This is a genomic window from Quatrionicoccus australiensis (assembly GCF_020510425.1).
GTDB classification, from domain to species: Bacteria; Pseudomonadota; Gammaproteobacteria; order Burkholderiales; family Rhodocyclaceae; genus Azonexus; species Azonexus australiensis_A.
In genome coordinates, this window is sequence record NZ_JAHBAH010000001.1 from 2605365 (window position 1) to 2623526 (window position 18162).

The window sequence follows — 18162 nt, forward strand, 5'->3', positions numbered from 1 at the left end:
GCTAACTGTGCCGGCGGATGCCTATGCCCGCATTAGGCGTTCGGCCGCCGTGACGCCGCGGTCAAGCGCCTCCTCGAACAATGAAAACCCCGACAGGTCGGCGTGTGCCAGTGCAATACGCGGGCTGCGAAAACCGGCCAGTTTTTCGCGTTGACCGCTGAACAGGCTGCCCGGCGTCGGGCGGCGCATGGCGTGGCCGTTGCGGAAGATGTCGAGGCGGGTGGTCTGGCGGCGGATGTCGGGGTGTACCCGTTCGAGTTCGGCGAGGATGCCTTCGGCCCAGGTTTCGCGCGGCGTTTCGAGCAGCAGGCGGCGCCCGGCGGCCGGCGCCATGTCATGCAGGGCGCGGTAGTAAGTGAATACCGTGCCGCGCTGCTGGCGGCGGATCAACTGGTGGGTGGCGACGATGTAGCCGAGGCCGGGGCTGTCGTGGAGCACGTTGTCCCAGGCCAGCGGCGCGCCGTGGCGTTCTTCCGGGAAATCGGCAAGATGCAGGTTGGCGGTCAGCCAGGGCGAGTATTCGCCGGTCTGTGCTGCGCTTTTCAGATCGCCCGGCATGTCCGGCCAGACGCGCGGCAGGATGAAGGCCGGCGCCGCCCAGATCAGTTGGCGTGCCTGATAGCGGATGCTTTTATCGTTTTCCAGCACGTCGACCGTCAGGCCGTGCTTGTCTTCCATGATGCGCCAGACCAGGCTGTTGCTGCGGATGCGTTCGCCCGCGCTGGCCGCCAGGCCGCGCGCCAGCCAGGCGTTGCCTTCGGGCGCGGTGAGCACGGCATCGGGGGCGGCGTTGGCCGCTTCGCCGTTGCGGCAGGCAAAGTAGTGCAGGCCGGCCCAGGCCGAGGTTTGCCGGTAGTCGCTGCCGTAATCGTCGCGGCAGGCGTAGTTGGCCAGCCAATGCAGGCTGGGGGCGGTGTAGCCGTTGGCGTTCAGCCACTGACTGAACGGTATGCGGTCGAGGGCGAGCCAGTCGGCATCGCGGCTGGACAAGGCCATCGGCAGCGCAAACCGACGTCGGCCGTCTTTGCCGCGCGCCTGCTTGAGTTCCTGCATGTGCGCGTGAAAGCGCTGCTGCTGTTCGCGTTCGCCGGCGTCAAGGCCGCGTTGCGGCAGCAGGCCTTCCTGCCACAGGCCGTTGCGGTAGATGCGCTCCTGCGGCGTGGCGCACAGGTAGCGCTCGTCGTAGACCGGTTTGACGGCGCCCGGGTCGCCTTGCAGGACGCCGAGTTCGGCGAGCAGTTCGCGCACGTCGCGCGCTTCGGGGCCGGGCAGTGGCAGATAGTGGGCGCCCCAGGGATAGGCGACGAGCGGACTGTGGCCGGCGCGCGAATTGCCGCCGGCTTCGCTTTCCATTTCGAGCACCAGGAAGTCGTCGACCGCTGCGCGCGCCAGTTTCCTGGCGGCAGACAGGCCGGAAATGCCGCCGCCGACAATCAGTGTGCCGGTATGGCGGATTGCGTCGGGGGCGGGAAAGTTGCCGGCAAGCAGGCGGTGACCGAGGGTTTGCGTCATGCCGAAGGTTTCGCCCGGCGGCAGTGCCGGTTTGCCGGCCGGGGCGCAGCCGGCGAGGGCGCCGGCACCCAGGGTGCAGAGAAAGTCGCGGCGGCTGAAGCCGCCACGGGCTGCAACTGGCTTAGTCAAATTTCCTGAGCGACAGGCTGACCGAGAGCTGTGCGCCGAGCCAGCCGAGGAAGGCACCGGCACCGGTCAACACGCCAATTGCGGCAAATCCTGGCGCACGCAGGCTGAAGCTGGCGCCATAAAGACCGGCCAGATCGCCGACCGGGCCGGCCAGCAGGCGCAGCGCGCCGATCACCAGCAGCGCCGCCAGCAGGCCGCCAAGCGCACCCTGCAGGGCGCCGAAATAATAGAAGGGGCGGCGAATGAAGGCGTCGGTGGCGCCGATCATGCGGGCAACCTCGATTTCGGCGGCCTGGGCCATGACCTGCAGGCGGATGGTATTGAAGGTGACGGCAACCAGACCGGCGCCGAAGATGCCGGCGAGCATCCACAGCGCCAGCTTGCCGAGCTTGAGGAAGGCATCGAAACGCTTGACCCAGGCCGAATCGAGCTGGACATGGGCAACCTTGGGCCAGCCGGTGATTTCGCGGCGCAGGATTTCGAGTTTTTCCGGTTCGGTATTGGCCGGCTCGATGATGAAGGCGTCGGGTAGCGGATTGCGCGGCAGGCTGGCGACGATGTCGGCCATGCCTTCACTGGTCTGCATGCGCTTCAGGGCTTCTTCCTTGGGCACGAAACGCCAGGTGCTGTTCGGGGCCTGGCGCAGGCGGGTGGAAATTTCATCGACGTCCTTCTTGCTCGCATCGATCTGCATGAACAGGCTGATCTGCTGCACGCCGGAAGCGTTGCGGCCGAGGTCGCGCAGGTTGTCGAGCAGGACGTAGCCGAAGCCGGGCAGGGTCAGTGCGATGCCGATGACGAGCAGAGAAAGCAGCGTGTTGAGCGGCGTCGACCAGAGGCGGCGCAGGGCCGAGCTGAGGGCCGCCTGGTGCTGGGATAGCCAGGCGTTCATGCGACGACCCTCCCGTGGTCGAGGCGCAGCACGTTCGGATGGTAGCGCTCGACCCAGCTTTGATCGTGGGTGGCGACGACGACGGTGACGCCGACCTGGTGGAAGGCCGAGAAAATTTCGAGGATGTCGCGGGCCGATTCAGCATCGAGATTGCCGGTCGGTTCGTCGGCGAGCAGGATGGTTGGGCGATTGACCACGGCGCGGGCGATTGCCAGGCGCTGTTGTTCACCGCCGGAAAGGGCAATCGGCATCGCCTTTTCGCGGGCGAGCAGGCCGACCTTGTCGAGTGCGGCGCGGGCGCGGCGGACGGCCTCGCGATGCGGCAGGCCGACGATCTGCAGCGGCAGCAACACGTTGTCGAGGGCGCTGCGGTCAAACAGCAGCTTCTGGTCCTGGAAGACCAGGCCGAAGTTGCGCCGCAGGTAGGGAATGGCGCTGCGGCGCAGGGCCGACAGGTTCTGGCCATTGACGACCAGGCTGCCCGAGGTCGGGCGCTCGACCGAAGCCAGCAGCTTGACCAGCGTTGTCTTGCCGGCACCGGAGTGGCCGGTGATCAGCGTCATCTGGCCGGCCGAAATTTCGAAGCTGACTTCGCGCAGCGCTTCGTGGCCGCCGGGGTAACGCTTGGAAAGATTGCTGGCGAGAATCATTTTTTAGTTGTTAGCTATTAGATGTTAGGGGTTTGAGCTAAAGGCTTACTCGATCCTCTATCTTGGCAGCTCGATCCTACTCAAACAGCGCCTCGACAAAATCCCTGGCCGAGAAGGGGCGCAGGTCGTCGATCTGTTCGCCGACGCCAATGAAACGGATTGGCTTCGGGCACTGACGGGCGATGGCGGCGACCACGCCGCCCTTGGCCGAGCCGTCGAGCTTGGTCAGGACGAGGCCGGTGACGTTGATCGCCTTGTCGAAGGCCTTGACCTGCTGCAGCGCATTCTGGCCGATGTTGGCGTCGAGCACGAGCAGGGTTTCGTGCGGGCCGCTCGGTTCGACCTTCTGGATGACGCGGCGCACCTTGGCGATTTCTTCCATCAGGTGCAGCTGGGTCGGCAGGCGGCCGGCGGTGTCGGCGAGCACGACGTCAATGCCGCGCGCCTTGGCCGCGGAGATGGCGTCGAAGACGACGGCGGCCGGGTCACCGTTGTCCTGGGCGATGACCGTGACGTTGTTGCGTTCGCCCCAGGTTTCGAGCTGTTCGCGCGCGGCGGCGCGGAAGGTGTCGCCGGCGGCGAGCAGCACGCTCTTGCCCTGGTTCTGGAAGTATTTGGCGAGTTTACCGATCGAGGTCGTCTTGCCGGCGCCATTGACGCCGGCGATCATGATGACGAAGGGCTTGTGCGTGCCGACGTCGAGCGGTTGCTCGAGCGGCTGCAGCGTGGCGAGCAGGGCGTTGGCTAGGGCCTGCTGGATGGCGTCCGGCGTGTCCAGCTTGTCGCGTTTGGCGGCTTTTTTCAGTTCGTCGAGCAGGTGCTGCGTCGCCTCGACGCCGCAGTCGCTGGTCAGGAGCAGGGTTTCGAGTTCTTCGAGGAGTTCGTCGTCGACCTTGCCGCGGGCGAAGATGGACTTGAGCTTGCCCCCCAGTTGGGCCCGTGTCTTGGCCAGGCCCTTGAACAGGCGTTCGCGCCAGGATGGGGCGGCTTCCGCCGGGGCCGGTGCGTCGGCCTTGGTTTCGGGAGCGGATTTTTTCAGGAAACTGAACATGGGGGAAGTGGTCTCAAGCCTTGCTGACAGGCGGGCGGCAAGCCGTTAAGATGCCGTCCGATCGATGCGGAATCAGCGTCCGATTTTAGCAGAAAGACCTCACAGAAAGCCCCGCAATCCCATGCGTATGCAACAACTTCTCCCCTTTTTGCTGGCGCCGTGGCTGTTGACCGCTGCGCATGCCAACCCCTTCGAGACGACGCTGCAAAACGGCCTGCGCATCATCGTCAAGGAAGACCATCGGGCGCCGACCGCGGTGCAGATGGTCTGGTACCGGGTGGGTAGCATCGACGAGGTGGATGGCGCATCGGGCGTCGCGCACGTGCTCGAGCACATGATGTTCAAGGGCACGCCCAGCGTCGGGCCGGGCGAGTTCAACAAACGGGTCGCCGCTGCCGGCGGCAAGGACAATGCCTTCACCAGCCGCGACTACACGGCCTATTTCCAGCAGGTGCCGAAGGAAAAACTGGCCGACGTGATGCAGCTCGAAGCCGACCGCATGCGCCACCTCAATGTCGACGCCAGGGAGTTCGCGCAGGAAATCAAGGTGGTCATGGAAGAGCGTCGCATGCGTACCGACGATGCGCCGGAAGCCAAGCTCTTCGAACAGATGAATGCGGTCGCCTTCCAGGCGCATCCCTATCGCCGGCCGGTGATCGGCTGGATGAGCGACCTTGAGCAAATGAGCGCGGCCGACGCCAGGGCCTGGTACGACACCTGGTATGTGCCCAACAACGCCTACGTGGTGATCTCCGGCGACGTCGAGCATGCCGAGGTGTTTGCTCTTGCCGAGCAGTATTACGGCAGCCTTGAAGGGCGCGATCTGCCGCGCCGCAAGTCGCAGATCGAACCGCAGCAGGAGGGCGAACGGCGGATCACGGTCAAGGCGCCGGCCGAACTGCCCGTCCTGATCATGGGTTACAAGGCGCCGGTGTTGCGCGATGTCGAGAAGGAAAGCGAGCCTTACGCGCTGGAAATGCTGGCTTCCGTGCTCGATGGCCACGATGCGGCGCGCTTCAACAAGAAACTGGTGCGCGAGGACAAGGTCGCGCTCGAGATCGGCATCGAATACGAAGCCACGGCGCGCGGTCCGGGCATGTTCTATTTTTCCGGCACGCCGTCCGAAGGGCATACGGTGGCCGATCTCGAAGCCGCCATCCGGGCCGAGATCGCGCGCGTGCAGAAGGACGGCATCGGCGAGGCCGAGCTGAAACGGGCGCTGGCGCAACTGGTCGCCAGTCAGGTGTACAAGCTCGACTCGATGTTCGGCCAGGCCATGGAAATCGGCCAGACCGAGTCGGCCGGAATTCCCTATCAGCAGATCGAGCGCATGCTCGACAAGTTGCAGAAGGTTACGGCGGCCGAGGTGCAGGCCGTCGCCCGCAAGTATTTCACCGACGACCGGCTGACCGTCGGCAGCCTCGATCCGCAGCCGCTAGCCAGCAAGCCGCGCCGGGCCGCCGTCGCCACCCGTCACTGAGTTGCGCAAAATGAGCCTGAAAAAACTGTTGACCGCTACGCTGGCTTTTTTTGCCATGCAGCTTGCCGAGGCCGGCGTGGCCATCGAGCACTGGGTGACGCCGTCCGGGGCGCGCGTCTATTTCGTCGCCAGCCGGGTGTTGCCGATGCTCGACGTGCAGGTCGATTTCGCCGCCGGTTCGATGTTCGATCCGGCCGACAAGTCGGGGCTGGCCGCACTGACGCGCGCGGTGCTCGATCTCGGTGCGGGCAGTCGCGACGAGAGTGATATTGCCGAGCAGCTTGCCGACCTCGGCGCCACGCTTGCCGGCGGCGCCGATACCGATCGTGCCAGCATCTCCCTGCGTACCTTGTCGGCACTGGACAAGCGCAGCGAAGCGCTCGACGTCCTGCGTGCCGTCCTGCAGGAACCGCGCTTCGACGACGCCGTCGTGGTGCGCGAGCAGGCGCGCACCATCGCCAGCTTGAAGGATGCGGCGACACGGCCGGATGCGATTGCCGGCAAGGCCTTCTGGGCAGCGATGTATCCGAAGCATCCCTATGGTCGGCAGGCGACGCCGGAGTCGGTGGCGACGTTGAGCCGCGAGGATCTGCTGGCTTTTCATGCGCGTTATTACAACGCCGCGAATGCGACGATCACGCTGGTCGGCGACCTGTCGCGAGCCGAGGCCGAAGCGGTCGCCGAATCGCTCGCGGCCGGTCTGCCGCAGGGCGAGGCGGCGGTCTTGCCGGCGCCGCCGCAAAAAGTGCGCGGCAAGGTCACGAAAATTGCCCATCCGGCCAGCCAGGCGCATGTCTATATCGGCCTGCCCGCGGTCGAGCGCGGCAATCCGGATTATTTTCCGCTGCTGGTCGGCAATTACACGCTGGGCGGTGGCGGCTTCGTGTCGCGCCTGATGCAGGAAGTGCGCGAAAAACGCGGCTACGCCTACAGCGTGTATAGCTATTTCTCACCGCTGCGCCAGGCAGGACCGTTCCAGATCGGCCTGCAGACCAAGGGCTCGCAGGCGCGCGAGGCAACCCGGCTGGCGCGCGACGTGCTCGAAGGCTTTCTCAAGGTCGGCCCGAGCGAAGACGAATTGGTGGCGGCCAAGGCCAATCTGACCGGCAGCTTCCCGCTGCGCCTGGACAGCAACAAGAAGCTGCTCGACAACGTTGCGGCGCTCGGCTTCTACGGCCTGCCGCTCGATTATCTCGAGCAATATCAGGCAAAAGTGCAGGCGGTAACGGTCGACCAGGTAAAACAGGCGTTTTTCCGCCATGTCAAACCGGTCGATCTGATGACCGTAACGGTGGCTGGCGAATGAACTCGGTGCGTATCATCGGCGGACAGTGGCGCCGCCGTGTCCTCAAGTTCCCCGACAGCGAAGGCCTGCGCCCGACGCCGGACCGGGTGCGCGAGACGCTGTTCAACTGGCTCGGCCAGGAACTCGACGGCTGGCATTGCCTCGATCTTTTCGCCGGCAGCGGCGCGCTGGGTTTCGAAGCGGCTTCGCGCGGCGCGGCAAAAGTGGTGATGATCGAGCAGGCGCCGCGCGTGCTGGCGGCGCTGCACGCCAACGCCGAAATGATCGGTGCGGCGAGTGCGGTAGAGATACGGCGCGGGGATGCGATACAATATTTGTCCTCGACGAAAGTGAAATTTGATCTGATCTTCCTCGATCCACCCTATAACAAGGGCTGGATTCCGCGCCTGGAGCCGCTTTTGCCCGGTGTCTTGAACGAAGGTGCAGTGCTCTATGTCGAAGCAGAACATGAATTGGAAGCCTTGGGGGAGTGGCGCACGGTGCGCCACGGCAAGGCGGGTGAAGTGCATTTTCACTTGATGCGGCGGGCAGACGTTTGAACAAACTCAATCATCGCGTAGCGATCTATCCGGGGACTTTCGACCCGATCACCCGTGGCCACGAGGATCTCGTGCGGCGGGCGGCCGGTTTGTTCGATCGCCTGATCCTGGCGATCGCCGAAAGCCCGTCGAAGCAGCCGCGCTTTGCGTTGGCTGACCGTGTCGCGATGGCCAGCGAGATTCTGGCCGATGTCGGCAATGTCGAGATTGTCGGTTTCAACACGCTGCTCATGGACTTCGTGCATGAGCAGGGTGCCAAGGTTGTTGTGCGCGGCCTGCGTGCCATTTCCGACTTTGAGTACGAGTTCCAGATGGCCGGCATGAACCGCAGCGTTTATCCGGAAGTCGAAACGGTGTTCCTGACACCCGGCGAGCAATACATGTTCATCTCCGCCACCATGGTTCGCGAAATCGCGCGCCTGGGCGGCGATGTCAGCAAATTTGTCCAACCTTGTGTAGAAAAGCGCCTGCGGGCGAAAACCTGAGTTTATTGAGAGAGGAAGAAAGACCATGTCTCTGATCATCACCGACGAGTGCATCAACTGCGATGTCTGCGAACCGGAATGCCCGAACGAAGCAATTTCGCAGGGTGAAGAAATCTATGTAATCGACCCCAACAAGTGCACCGAGTGCGTCGGTCACTACGACGAGCCGCAGTGCGTCCAGGTCTGTCCGGTGGATTGCATCCCCAAGGACGAAGCTCACGTCGAGACCCAGGACATGCTCTGGGTCAAGTACGAAAAGCTCACGGGCAACAAGCGCGCCTGAGTTGTTTTTCAGGACAACAAAAAACCCGCGAATTTCGCGGGTTTTTTGTTGTTGACCGTTGCGCTTCGTGTTTCAGGCGGCGCGCAGTTCCTGGTTGCCTTTGACCGGTTGCAGCATGTCGCGGACGTGCGCGGTGATGTCTTCCAGTGCCTGGCTTTGCTGTAGCAGATTGTTTTCAACGATCTGCAGTTCGGCGATGCGGTCTTCCAGCGTGTCGGTGGCCTGGTGGATACGCTTGATGCTTTCGAGGCGACGCTTCAATTGGATCTGGTGTTCGCGGACCTGGGTTTCCATCGGCGCCATGATCGTGCGCAGCCAGGTTTCGGCGTCGCGGTTGGCGTGTTCGAAGGCGCGACGGACCTGGATGGCGACTTCGTCGAAGAACTTCTGGGTGATGTTCTTCTTGTCGTGCGTCAGCAGGCTGACCATGTTGCTGAGATGCGTGTCACACCAGGCTTCCAGGCGATCGAGTTCCTTTTCGTAACGGAGCAGCGAGAAGGTGGTCGGCGTGCCGAGCTTGAGGCCGTGTTCGACGGCAAAGCGCTTGTATACCGCTTCCATCATGGCGAGGATTTCACTGATTTCGCCATTCGATTTGCGCAGCGCTTCGCGCGAACTGCCGAAGAAATTGGCCATCGCCTCGGACAGGGTGCGCGAGAAAACGGCATCCTGCATGGTCGAGCGGGTGTCGCGGGTCATCTGGCGTAGGCTGTCGATGCCAAGGTGACCAAACAGCTTGTTGGTCAGTGTCGAGAACACGCTGCGCACGGCGTAGTAGCGTTGCAGGCCGGATTCGAACTCTTCCTTTTCGGTGCGAATCTTACCCATCATGTATTCGACGACGCCCTTGTTCTTGCCGCGCAGTTCGGTCAGCTCTGCCAGTTGCTCGCGCAGACCGGCGAGGCGGGAGTCGAGCAGGCCGAGGGCGCGCTGGCTGACGTCGGAAAACTCGCTGTTGGTGCTTTCGCTGACGATGTCGCGCTTGGCCGGAATCAGTTCGTCGGAGAGGGCGGCTTCGAGCAGCGGCAAGCGGCTGCGTTCGAGCAGCACGTCGTCGCCGTTGATCTTGGCGACCAGGCCCTTTTGCGCCGAGACCGGGAAAACCTGACTGGCCGGCAAATCGAGGATGGCGGCGCTGGTTTCGACCTGTTTGCGGATCTCGGCCTCGATTTCGGCTTCGCCCTTCAGTTCGTCCCACTGGCCGTCGATCTTGTTGAGGACGACCATGCGACCGCGCCGGGTGGTGCCGCCGCCGCAGATGTGTTCCTTCCAGATCGCCAGGTCGGACTGCGTGACGCCGGTGTCGGCAGCGAGAATGAAGAGCACGGCATGCGCATTGGGGAGCAGCGACAGGGTCAGTTCCGGTTCGGCGCCGATCGCGTTGAGGCCCGGCGTGTCGAGGATGACCAGGCCCTGCTTGAGCAGCGGATGCGGGAAATTGATCACGGCGTGGCGCCAGCGCGGGATTTCAACCAGGCCGTCGTCGCCGACAGGATAAAGGTCGATTTCGCCGGCGCCGACATCGAAGCCGAGGCGGGCGGCGTCTTCCGGTGCGACCCGGGTCGTTTCGCTGACATGGCGCAGCGCTTCCTGCATGGCTTCCGGCGACTCGGTGTCGAGGCGAACCGTGGTCCATTCGTCGGCAAAGCCCTTGTATTCGGTGACGCTGGAGTTCGAGGCGCGCGTCTGGATCGGCAGCAGTTCGATGCAGGGGCGCTTGTTGGCGTCGAAGAGCAGTTCGGTCGGGCACATCGTTGTGCGGCCGGCCGAGGAGGGCAGCATGCGGTTGCCGTAGTCGGCAAAGAAGATGGCGTTGATCAGTTCCGACTTGCCGCGCGAGAACTCGGCGACGAAGGCAACGTTCAGACGGTCTTCGCGCAGGCGCTCGAGCAACTGGTTGAGGCGCAGGTCGGTCTGGGCGTCGGACAGTTCGTTATGCGACAGCCAGCTCTGGAATTCGCCGATATAAACGGCGAGGCGGGCGCGCCAGGAGGAGTAGGCGGCGAATTGGTTGGCTAACGACATATTGAGAGCACCGTAGATGCGATCGGACGTTTCAATTTAGCATAAATACATGGGCTTGCCGTCACAAATTAATGCTGGCAGCCAGGGCAGTAGAAGGTGCTGCGGCCGGCCTGGCGGACTTGTCTGACGACGCCGTCACAGCGGATGCAGGGCTGGCCGTCACGTCCGTAAACCGCGACCTGGATCTGGAACCAGCCGCTGCTGCCGTCGCTGTGCATGTAATCGCGAATGGTGGTCCCGCCCGCCGCGATGGCTTCGCTCAATGTTTCGCGAATCGCCGGGACGAGCAGCCCGTAGCGCGCCCGGCTGATCTTGTTGGCGGCGCGCAGCGGCGAAATGCCCGCCCGGAACAGGCTTTCGGCGGCATAGATGTTGCCGATGCCGACGATATGGTGGCTGTCCATCAGCACCGGTTTGATCGGTCCGCTGCGCTTCGAATTCGCCGCGTACAGCCAGTCGACCGTAAAGGCGTCGGAAAGTGGTTCGATGCCCTGATTGGCGAGCAGCGGATGGCTTTCTGTCGTTTCCGGCGGGCCGGGTTGCCAGAGCACGACGCCAAAGCGGCGCGGATCGGTGAAGCGCAGGATCTGGTCGCTAAGGAGCAGGTCGAAATGGTCGTGTTTTTCCGGGGCGCTGCCGGACGGCATGAAGCGCAGCTTGCCCGACATGCCGAGGTGGATGATCAGGCTGCCCTCGACGCCGTCGCGCCGGCAGTCGATCAGCAGGTATTTGCCGCGCCGGCGCACGGCGAGCATCCGGCAGCCCGGCAACAGTTCGGTCAGCTCGGTCGGAATCGTCTGGCGCAGCTTGGGTGCCCGGATCACGACGCCCTTGATCAGGGCTTTTTCCAGCGTCGGCTGCAGGCCGCGCCGACACACTTCCACTTCCGGCAATTCCGGCATTGCTTGTTCCCCCGTCGATTCCCAAATAACATCGCAAACTTAACGGATTTTATGCGCTCCAATGCGCAAGCCCTCACCGAAAGCACGCCATGCAACCGAAGTTTATCGTCGCCGCCCTGACTCTCGCCCTCGGTCTGACCCATGCGGTCCCCGGGCTGGCGGCTGGCGAAGTCACGGCAAAGGCTGGCAAGCGGGTTCCGGCGCAGGGGGCGGCGCAATCCTCCGAAGATGTCCTGGCGCGCAGCGTTTTCCAGGCGCTGGTTGGCGAATTCGCCTTGCAGCGTGGCGACATCCGCTTCGGTCTGGATGCCTGGAACGACCTGGCGCGGCGCACGCGCGATCCGAAAGTGATCGAGCGCGCCGTTGAAGTTGCCGGTTTTGCCCGCCAGTATGACCAGGCTCTCGAGCTGGCCAAGCTCTGGCAGGAGGTCGAGCCGGATTCGGCCAAGGCGCAGCAGGCACAATCCTCCCTGCTGGTGATGGCGAATCGTCTCGACGATCTGGCGCCACAACTGGCCAAGCTGATCGCCGATGATCAGCCGAATGTCGCGGCCAACCTGATGCAACTCAATCGCATGCTGGCCCGTCAGCCGGACAAAAAAGCCGTACAGCAGCTGGTCGACCGTATCGCCGCCGCTTACGACAGCCTGCCGGAAGCGCATTTCGCGATGTCGCAGGCGGCCGCGAATGCCGGTGATCCGGCGCGCGCCCAGAGCGAGGCGGAAAAGGCATTGTTGCAGCGCCCCGACTGGGAGGCGGCGGCGCTGGTGCGCGCCCAGTTGCAGGTGCGTCTGTCGGCAGCGCAGGCGATCGACGGACTGCAGGTTTTTGTCGAGCGTTATCCGGCGGCGCAGGATGCCCGCCTGATGCTGGCCCGCCTGCTGATTACCGAAAAACGCTACAGTGAGGCGCGCGGCCATTTCGATCGTTTGCTCAAAGAGGCGCCGGACAGTCCCGAGGTGATTTATCCAGTGGCCATGCTGGCGCTGCAGCAGGGTGACGTGGCGACCGGTCGGCAGCAGCTGGAACGCTTGCTGCAGACCGCCTTCCCCGACAAGAGCGCGGTGCATTTCTTTCTTGGGCAACTCGACGAAGAGCAGGCCAAGCCTGATGCCGCGCTGGCGCACTACCGCCAGGTCACGGCCGGCGATCAATACCTGACGGCGCGTTCGCGCGCCGCCCAGATCCTGCGGCAGCAGGGCAAGATCGAGGAAGCGCGCGAATTCCTGCATAACGCCGGGGTGACGCCGACCGAAAAGGTCCAGTTCCTGCTGGCTGAAGCCCAGTTGTTGCGCGAAGCCGGTCGCGAGTCCGATGCCTTGGCCTTGCTCGAAAGCGCCCTGCAGCGCCAGCCGGACAATCTCGAGTTGCTCTACGAAACCGCCTTGCTCGCCGAACGCCAGGGCAAGCCGGAGGTGCTGGAGAAGCGTATCAAGCGCCTGCTTGAACTGAAGCCGGATCATGCGCATGGGCTCAATGCGCTGGGTTATTCCTGGGCCGATCGCAATATCCATCTCGCCGAAGCCGAAGTCATGCTGGTCAAGGCGGTGCGTCTGGCGCCGGAAGACCCTTTCATCATGGACAGCATGGGCTGGGTGCTCTTCCGTCAGGGCAAGCTGGACGAGGCGCTGCAGACACTTGAGCGCGCCTATGCGATCAAGGCCGATCCGGAAATTGCCGCCCACCTGGGTGAAGTCCTGTGGCGCCTCGGGCGCAAGGATGAGGCGCGGCGTCTGCTCAAGGAAGCGGTGAGCCGCAATCCGGAAAGTGACGTTCTCGCTGCCGCCATCAAGAAACTGCTGCCTTGATCCAGCGTTTGTTTGCTGTGCTGGCCGGCTGTCTGCTGCTGGTCGGTTGTGCCAGCGCGCCGCGCTCGCCGTTGCCGGCCCGCCAGGATGTGCGCGATTTTGCGCTGGAGGCCCGTTTCGCCCTGCGTGTGACGTTGCCCGGTCAGGCTGCGCAGAGTTCAGGCGGTCGACTCTCCTGGGAACACAAAAATGGCGGCGACCGTATTCTGCTTGCCAATCCGCTCGGCATCGGCCTGGCGGAAATAGAAGTCACGCCGGCGCTTTCCCGCTTGCGCACCGCCGATGGCCGCACTCGCGAAGCCGCCGATGCCGATGCCTTGCTTGAGGAAGTCAGCGGCCAGCGTCTGCCGGTTCGGCGTTTGCCGGCCTGGTTGCTGGGTCAGGCGGCGCAGCCGCAAGACATGGCGCTCGATGCGCAGGGGCGCCCGGCGCGCCTGCGCGAAGCAGGCTGGCAGATCGATTATGTTTATGACGATGCGGCGCCGACGGCTCTGCCGGCCGGCCTGACGCTGATCGGCGAGGGCGGCGTCGAGCTGCGCCTGCGCATCGAGGAATGGAAGGATCTGCCGTGAGCACCTGGGACTGGAACAGCGACTGGCCGGCGCCGGCCAAGCTCAACCTGTTTTTGCATGTCGTCGGTCGGCGCGCCGACGGTTATCACCTGCTGCAAACCGTTTTTCGCTTTATTGATCGTGTCGACCGTCTGTGCTTCGCGCCGCGCACCGACGGCGGGATCGTGCTGGAAACCCCGATTCCCGGCGTGCCGCCGGAAAGCGACCTGACCGTGCGCGCCGCCCGTCTGCTGCAGGCGGCCACCGGTTGCACGCAGGGTGCCAGCATCCACCTGGAAAAGAATCTGCCGATGGGCGGCGGCCTCGGCGGTGGCAGTTCCGATGCGGCGACCGTGCTGCTCGCCCTCAATCACTTGTGGCAAACCGGCCTGTCGCGGCAGCGTCTGGAAGAAATCGGCCTCGCCCTCGGTGCCGACGTGCCGGTCTTCATTCATGGTCGCAATACCTTTGCCGAAGGCGTTGGCGAGGCATTCACCGATGTCGAGTTGCCGCCGGCCACCTATCTGGTGCTGCAGCCACCGGTCAACGTGCCGACGGCGGCCATTTTCGGCGCGCCCGACCTGTGCCGCGCCACGCCGCCGATCAAGCCGGCCGACTGGCGGCCGGGTATTGGTCATAACGACCTGCAGGCGGTTGCCTGTGACCGTTTCCCGGTCGTGGCGGAATATCTCGCCTGGTTGCAGCTGTATGCACCGGACGCGATGATGACCGGCTCCGGTGCTTGCGTATTTGCCTCCTTCGCCCGGCGCGATGCCGCAGAAACCGCGCTGGCCTGCCTTCCCGCTGGCATGGCCGGCTGGCTGGCGGAGGGCTTGGCCGAGCATCCGCTGGCAAAAATTTAAAAAAGTACTTGCCTTTATCGCGGGCGCTGGCTATGATGCGCGCCTCGTTTGTACACGAAACGGTACGAACGACCCGCTGGGGAGTCGCCAAGTTGGTCAAGGCACCGGATTTTGATTCCGGCATTCGAAGGTTCGAATCCTTCTTCCCCAGCCAGGTTTCCTTCGGGCAGGTTGCAAAGCCTGCCCGATTTCATTTTCGCCAGGCAAAACACGCAGTGCGCATGCGCGGCCCCCAAGGGATGTTGAAATGGCCTACAACAGCTTGATGGTCTTTACCGGTAATGCCAATCCGAAACTGGCAGCCGATGTCGCAAACCAGCTCAACGTCGATCTTGGCCGTGCCAATGTCGGTCGCTTCTCCGATGGGGAAGTCAGTGTCGAGCTGCAGGAACATGTTCGCGGTCGCGACATCTTCGTGCTGCAATCCACTTGCGCCCCGACCAACGACAACCTGATGGAACTGCTGGTTATCGTTGACTCCCTGAAGCGCGCCTCGGCCGGCCGGATCACCGCCGCCATCCCGTATTTCGGTTATGCCCGCCAGGATCGCCGCTCGCGTTCGTCGCGCGTGCCGATCGCTGCCAAGCTGGTCGCCAACATGCTCGTCGCCTCCGGCGTCGACCGCGTGCTGACCATGGACCTGCACGCCGAACAGATCCAGGGCTTCTTCGACATTCCGGTCGATAACATCTACGCCCTGCCGATCCTGCTCGACGACATCAAGAAACAGAATTACGAAAATCCGATGGTCGTTTCGCCCGACCACGGCGGCGTCGTCCGCGCCCGTTCGCTGGCCAAGCGCCTCGAATGCGACCTGGCAATCATCGACAAGCGTCGTCCGAAGGCCAATGTTTCCGAAGTGATGAACATCATCGGTGAAGTCGATGGTCGTACCTGCATCATCATGGACGACATGGTCGATACCGCCGGCACCCTGTGCAAGGCCGCCACCGCGCTCAAGGCGCGCGGCGCCAAGCAGGTCGTCGCCTACTGTACCCACCCGGTGCTGTCCGGCCCGGCGGTCGAGCGCGTCAATACCTCCGACCTCGACGCCCTGGTCGTGACCAACACCATTCCGCTGCGTGACGATGCTGCTGCTTCCTCGCGCATCCGCCAGCTTTCGGTCGCCGAAATCATGGCCGAAACCATTCGTCGGATCAGCAACGACGATTCCGTTTCGTCGCTGTTTATTGATTAGGATTGAGGATCGAGTTGCTTAGGGGCTAGAGCTTTTAGCTCAAAACCCTAGGCAACTCGATCCTCAGCAACTGTTTTTTTAACCTTCCCGATCTGGTCGCGGACCGGGAAAAACTGGAGTATCACCATGTCTTTTGAACTGATCGCGCAAGCGCGTACGCTGCAGGGAACGAGTGCGAGCCGCCGCCTGCGTCGTGCATCCAAGGTGCCGGGCATCGTTTACGGTGGCAACATTGCCGCCCAGGCCATCGAAGTTGACCACAATGACCTGCTGTTGAAGCTGAAGAAGGAAGCTTTCCATTCTTCGATCATCAACCTCGTCGTTGATGGCAAGAAAGAAGCCGTCCTGCTGCGCGATTACCAGGTGCATGCCTACAAGCCGCTGGTTCACCACATCGACTTCCAGCGCGTTGACGCCGACCACGAACTGCACATCAAGGTGCCGCTCCACTTCGTTAACGAAGAAGTCGCTCCGGGCGTCAAGCTCAATGGCGGCCTGGTCAACCACGTCATCACCGAAGTGGACGTCCACTGCCTGGCCAAGGATCTGCCGGAATTCGTCGAAGTCGACCTGTCCGCACTGAAGATCGGCGACAGCATTCACCTGTCGCAGCTCAAGCTGCCGGCCGGCGTCAAGCTGGTTGCCCACGCGACTGACGATGTCGTCGTCGGCGTCGTCGGCAAGGGCGGTGCTTCCGACGCTGCTGAAGGCGAAGCTGCTGCCGAGTAATTTCGGACAGCTGCTCGTTACGGCCGCCGCTGGCAGTTTGCCGCCGGCGGCTTTTTCGCGCTTGTCGCCATGAATCCTCCCCGCCTCATCGTCGGCCTCGGCAACCCCGGGCCGGAATACGAAGCCACCCGGCACAATGCCGGCTTCTGGTTTGTCGACCAGTTGGCCGACAAGCTGAAGGTGGCGCTCGCCCCGCAGGCCAAGTTCTTCGGCAAAGCAGGGCGTTGCGGCGAAACCTGGCTGCTGCAGCCAACCACGTTCATGAACCGTTCCGGTCAGGCCGTGGCGGCGCTCGCCAATTTCTACAAGATTCCTGCGGCCGAGATTCTCGTCATTCATGACGAACTCGACCTGCCGCCGGGCGGCATCCGCTTGAAGCAGGGCGGTGGCAACGGTGGACACAATGGATTGAAAGATATCCAGGCCAAGCTCGGTACGCCCGACTTCTGGCGCCTGCGCCTCGGCGTCGGCCATCCGCGCACGCTCGGGTTGTCCCAGCAGGTCGTGGATTTCGTGTTGCACCAGCCGCGCAAGGAAGAACTGCCGGAAATCGAACACGCCCTGGCCCGCTGCCTGCTGGCCTGGCCCAAACTTGCTGCCGGTGACTTTGCCGGCGCCCAACAACAGTTGCACGGCAAAGCCGTCTAAGGAAATATCCATGTCTCTCAAATGCGGCATCGTCGGCCTGCCCAACGTCGGCAAATCCACCCTCTTCAACGCCCTGACCAAGTCGGGCATTGCGGCGGAAAACTATCCCTTCTGCACCATCGAGCCGAACGTCGGCATCGTCGAGGTGCCGGACAAGCGCATGGCCCAGCTCGCCGAGATCGTCAAGCCGCAGCGCATGCAGCCCGCCATCGTCGAGTTCGTCGATATCGCCGGCCTGGTGGCCGGTGCCTCCAAGGGCGAAGGCCTGGGTAACCAGTTCCTCGCCAACATCCGCGAAACCGATGCCATCGTGCACGTCGTGCGCTGCTTCTCCGACGACAACGTGATTCACGTTTCCGGCGGTGTTGACCCGCTGCGCGATATCGAAGTCATTGATACCGAGTTGGCGCTGGCTGACATGGCCTCCGTTGAAAAGGCGCTCAACCGTTATCGCCGTCCGGCCAATTCGGGCGACAAGGAAGCCAAGATCCTGGTTGCCGTGCTCGAACGCTGCTTTGCCCAGCTTGACCAGGCCAAGGCCATTCGCGCCCTCGATTTCTCCAAGGAAGAGCTGGCGCTGTTGAAGCCGTTCTGCCTGATCACCGGCAAGCCGGTGCTCTACGTCGCCAACGTCGCCGAAAACGGCTTCGAGAACAATCCGCTGCTCGACGCTGTGCGCGCCCATGCCGCGACCGAGAAGGCTGAAGTCGTCTCGGTCTGTGCCGCCATCGAAGCGGAAATCGCCGATCTCGACGATGAAGAAAAGCAGATGTTCCTGGCCGACCTCGGTCTCGAAGAACCGGGTCTTGATCGCCTGATCCACGCCGGCTACAAGCTGCTTGGCCTGGCCACCTACTTCACCGCCGGCGTCAAGGAAGTGCGCGCCTGGACCATCCATCAGGGCGACACCGCGCCGCAGGCGGCCGGCGTCATCCACACCGACTTCGAGCGCGGCTTCATTCGTGCCCAGACCATCGCTTTCGACGACTTCATCGCCTACAAGGGTGAAGCCGGTGCCAAGGAAGCGGGCAAGATGCGCGCCGAAGGCAAGGAATACATCGTCAAGGATGGCGATGTTCTGAACTTCCTGTTCAACGTCTGACGCAGTAGC

General features: G+C 63.3%; 18 protein-coding genes and 1 tRNA gene. 13 read left to right on the plus strand and 6 right to left on the minus strand.

What is annotated here, in order from left to right; genetic code table 11:
- Positions 1-21: 21 nt before the first annotated feature.
- The 4 genes from KIG99_RS12540 to ftsY all read right to left on the minus strand — a co-directional run bounded on the left by KIG99_RS12540 (position 22) and on the right by ftsY (position 4234).
- Positions 22-1641: an FAD-dependent oxidoreductase gene (locus tag KIG99_RS12540; RefSeq protein WP_226460462.1), complete on the minus strand. Its 1620-nt coding sequence runs from the start codon at positions 1639-1641 to the stop codon at positions 22-24.
- Positions 1634-2533 carry a permease-like cell division protein FtsX gene (gene ftsX, locus KIG99_RS12545; protein WP_226460463.1) on the minus strand — a complete coding sequence of 300 codons (900 nt, stop codon included), beginning with the start codon at positions 2531-2533 and terminating at the stop codon, positions 1634-1636. The genes KIG99_RS12540 and ftsX overlap by 8 nt, the downstream gene beginning before the upstream one ends.
- On the minus strand, positions 2530-3183 hold the full coding sequence (locus tag KIG99_RS12550) for a cell division ATP-binding protein FtsE (RefSeq protein ID WP_226460464.1): 654 nt from the start codon (positions 3181-3183) through the stop codon (positions 2530-2532). Before KIG99_RS12550 ends, ftsX begins: the two co-directional genes overlap by 4 nt.
- A 76-nt stretch (positions 3184-3259) precedes the next feature.
- A complete protein-coding gene (ftsY, locus tag KIG99_RS12555) occupies positions 3260-4234 on the minus strand; it encodes a signal recognition particle-docking protein FtsY (RefSeq protein WP_226460465.1) in 975 nt (324 codons plus the stop codon).
- A gap of 127 nt (positions 4235-4361) precedes the next feature.
- Between ftsY and KIG99_RS12560 the strand changes: the two genes are divergently transcribed.
- Genes KIG99_RS12560 through KIG99_RS12580 form a run of 5 tightly spaced genes read left to right on the plus strand, consistent with a single transcriptional unit; the run spans position 4362 to position 8327 of the window.
- Complete coding sequence (locus KIG99_RS12560; RefSeq protein WP_226460466.1) at positions 4362-5714, plus strand: M16 family metallopeptidase; 1353 nt, start codon at positions 4362-4364, stop codon at positions 5712-5714.
- A gap of 10 nt (positions 5715-5724) precedes the next feature.
- Complete coding sequence (locus tag KIG99_RS12565) at positions 5725-7020, plus strand: M16 family metallopeptidase (RefSeq protein WP_226460467.1); 1296 nt, start codon at positions 5725-5727, stop codon at positions 7018-7020.
- Positions 7017-7559: a 16S rRNA (guanine(966)-N(2))-methyltransferase RsmD gene (rsmD, locus tag KIG99_RS12570; protein ID WP_226460468.1), complete on the plus strand. Its 543-nt coding sequence runs from the start codon at positions 7017-7019 to the stop codon at positions 7557-7559. Before KIG99_RS12565 ends, rsmD begins: the two co-directional genes overlap by 4 nt.
- Positions 7556-8044: a pantetheine-phosphate adenylyltransferase gene (gene coaD, locus KIG99_RS12575; RefSeq protein WP_226460469.1), complete on the plus strand. Its 489-nt coding sequence runs from the start codon at positions 7556-7558 to the stop codon at positions 8042-8044. The genes rsmD and coaD overlap by 4 nt, the downstream gene beginning before the upstream one ends.
- Before the next feature lie 25 nt (positions 8045-8069).
- Positions 8070-8327 carry a YfhL family 4Fe-4S dicluster ferredoxin gene (locus tag KIG99_RS12580; protein WP_226460470.1) on the plus strand — a complete coding sequence of 86 codons (258 nt, stop codon included), beginning with the start codon at positions 8070-8072 and terminating at the stop codon, positions 8325-8327.
- A 72-nt stretch (positions 8328-8399) separates the two neighbouring features.
- Here the strand turns inward: KIG99_RS12580 and KIG99_RS12585 are convergent, their stop codons facing one another.
- Both KIG99_RS12585 and mutM read right to left on the minus strand, forming a co-directional pair.
- Complete coding sequence (locus KIG99_RS12585; protein WP_226460471.1) at positions 8400-10352, minus strand: dynamin family protein; 1953 nt, start codon at positions 10350-10352, stop codon at positions 8400-8402.
- A gap of 68 nt (positions 10353-10420) precedes the next feature.
- Positions 10421-11254, minus strand: coding sequence for a bifunctional DNA-formamidopyrimidine glycosylase/DNA-(apurinic or apyrimidinic site) lyase (gene mutM / locus KIG99_RS12590; protein ID WP_226460472.1), 834 nt, complete (start codon positions 11252-11254; stop codon positions 10421-10423).
- 89 nt (positions 11255-11343) lie between these two features.
- Between mutM and KIG99_RS12595 the strand changes: the two genes are divergently transcribed.
- The 8 genes from KIG99_RS12595 (at position 11344) to ychF (ending at position 18153) form a co-directional block, all read left to right on the plus strand.
- Positions 11344-13062, plus strand: coding sequence for a tetratricopeptide repeat protein (locus tag KIG99_RS12595; protein WP_226460473.1), 1719 nt, complete (start codon positions 11344-11346; stop codon positions 13060-13062).
- Complete coding sequence (lolB, locus tag KIG99_RS12600) at positions 13059-13634, plus strand: lipoprotein insertase outer membrane protein LolB (protein ID WP_226460474.1); 576 nt, start codon at positions 13059-13061, stop codon at positions 13632-13634. The genes KIG99_RS12595 and lolB overlap by 4 nt, the downstream gene beginning before the upstream one ends.
- Positions 13631-14476: a 4-(cytidine 5'-diphospho)-2-C-methyl-D-erythritol kinase gene (ispE, locus tag KIG99_RS12605; protein ID WP_226460475.1), complete on the plus strand. Its 846-nt coding sequence runs from the start codon at positions 13631-13633 to the stop codon at positions 14474-14476. Before lolB ends, ispE begins: the two co-directional genes overlap by 4 nt.
- A 77-nt stretch (positions 14477-14553) precedes the next feature.
- Positions 14554-14630 (plus strand) — tRNA-Gln (locus KIG99_RS12610).
- Between the two features lie 93 nt (positions 14631-14723).
- Positions 14724-15674 carry a ribose-phosphate pyrophosphokinase gene (locus KIG99_RS12615; protein WP_226442306.1) on the plus strand — a complete coding sequence of 317 codons (951 nt, stop codon included), beginning with the start codon at positions 14724-14726 and terminating at the stop codon, positions 15672-15674.
- A gap of 126 nt (positions 15675-15800) precedes the next feature.
- Positions 15801-16403, plus strand: coding sequence for a 50S ribosomal protein L25/general stress protein Ctc (locus KIG99_RS12620; RefSeq protein WP_226460476.1), 603 nt, complete (start codon positions 15801-15803; stop codon positions 16401-16403).
- A 69-nt stretch (positions 16404-16472) separates the two neighbouring features.
- Positions 16473-17051 (plus strand): aminoacyl-tRNA hydrolase, encoded by a 579-nt coding sequence (pth, locus tag KIG99_RS12625; protein WP_226460477.1) that lies wholly within the window; start codon positions 16473-16475, stop codon positions 17049-17051.
- A 10-nt stretch (positions 17052-17061) separates the two neighbouring features.
- Positions 17062-18153: a redox-regulated ATPase YchF gene (gene ychF / locus KIG99_RS12630; protein WP_226460478.1), complete on the plus strand. Its 1092-nt coding sequence runs from the start codon at positions 17062-17064 to the stop codon at positions 18151-18153.
- The last annotated feature ends 9 nt before the right edge of the window (positions 18154-18162 follow it).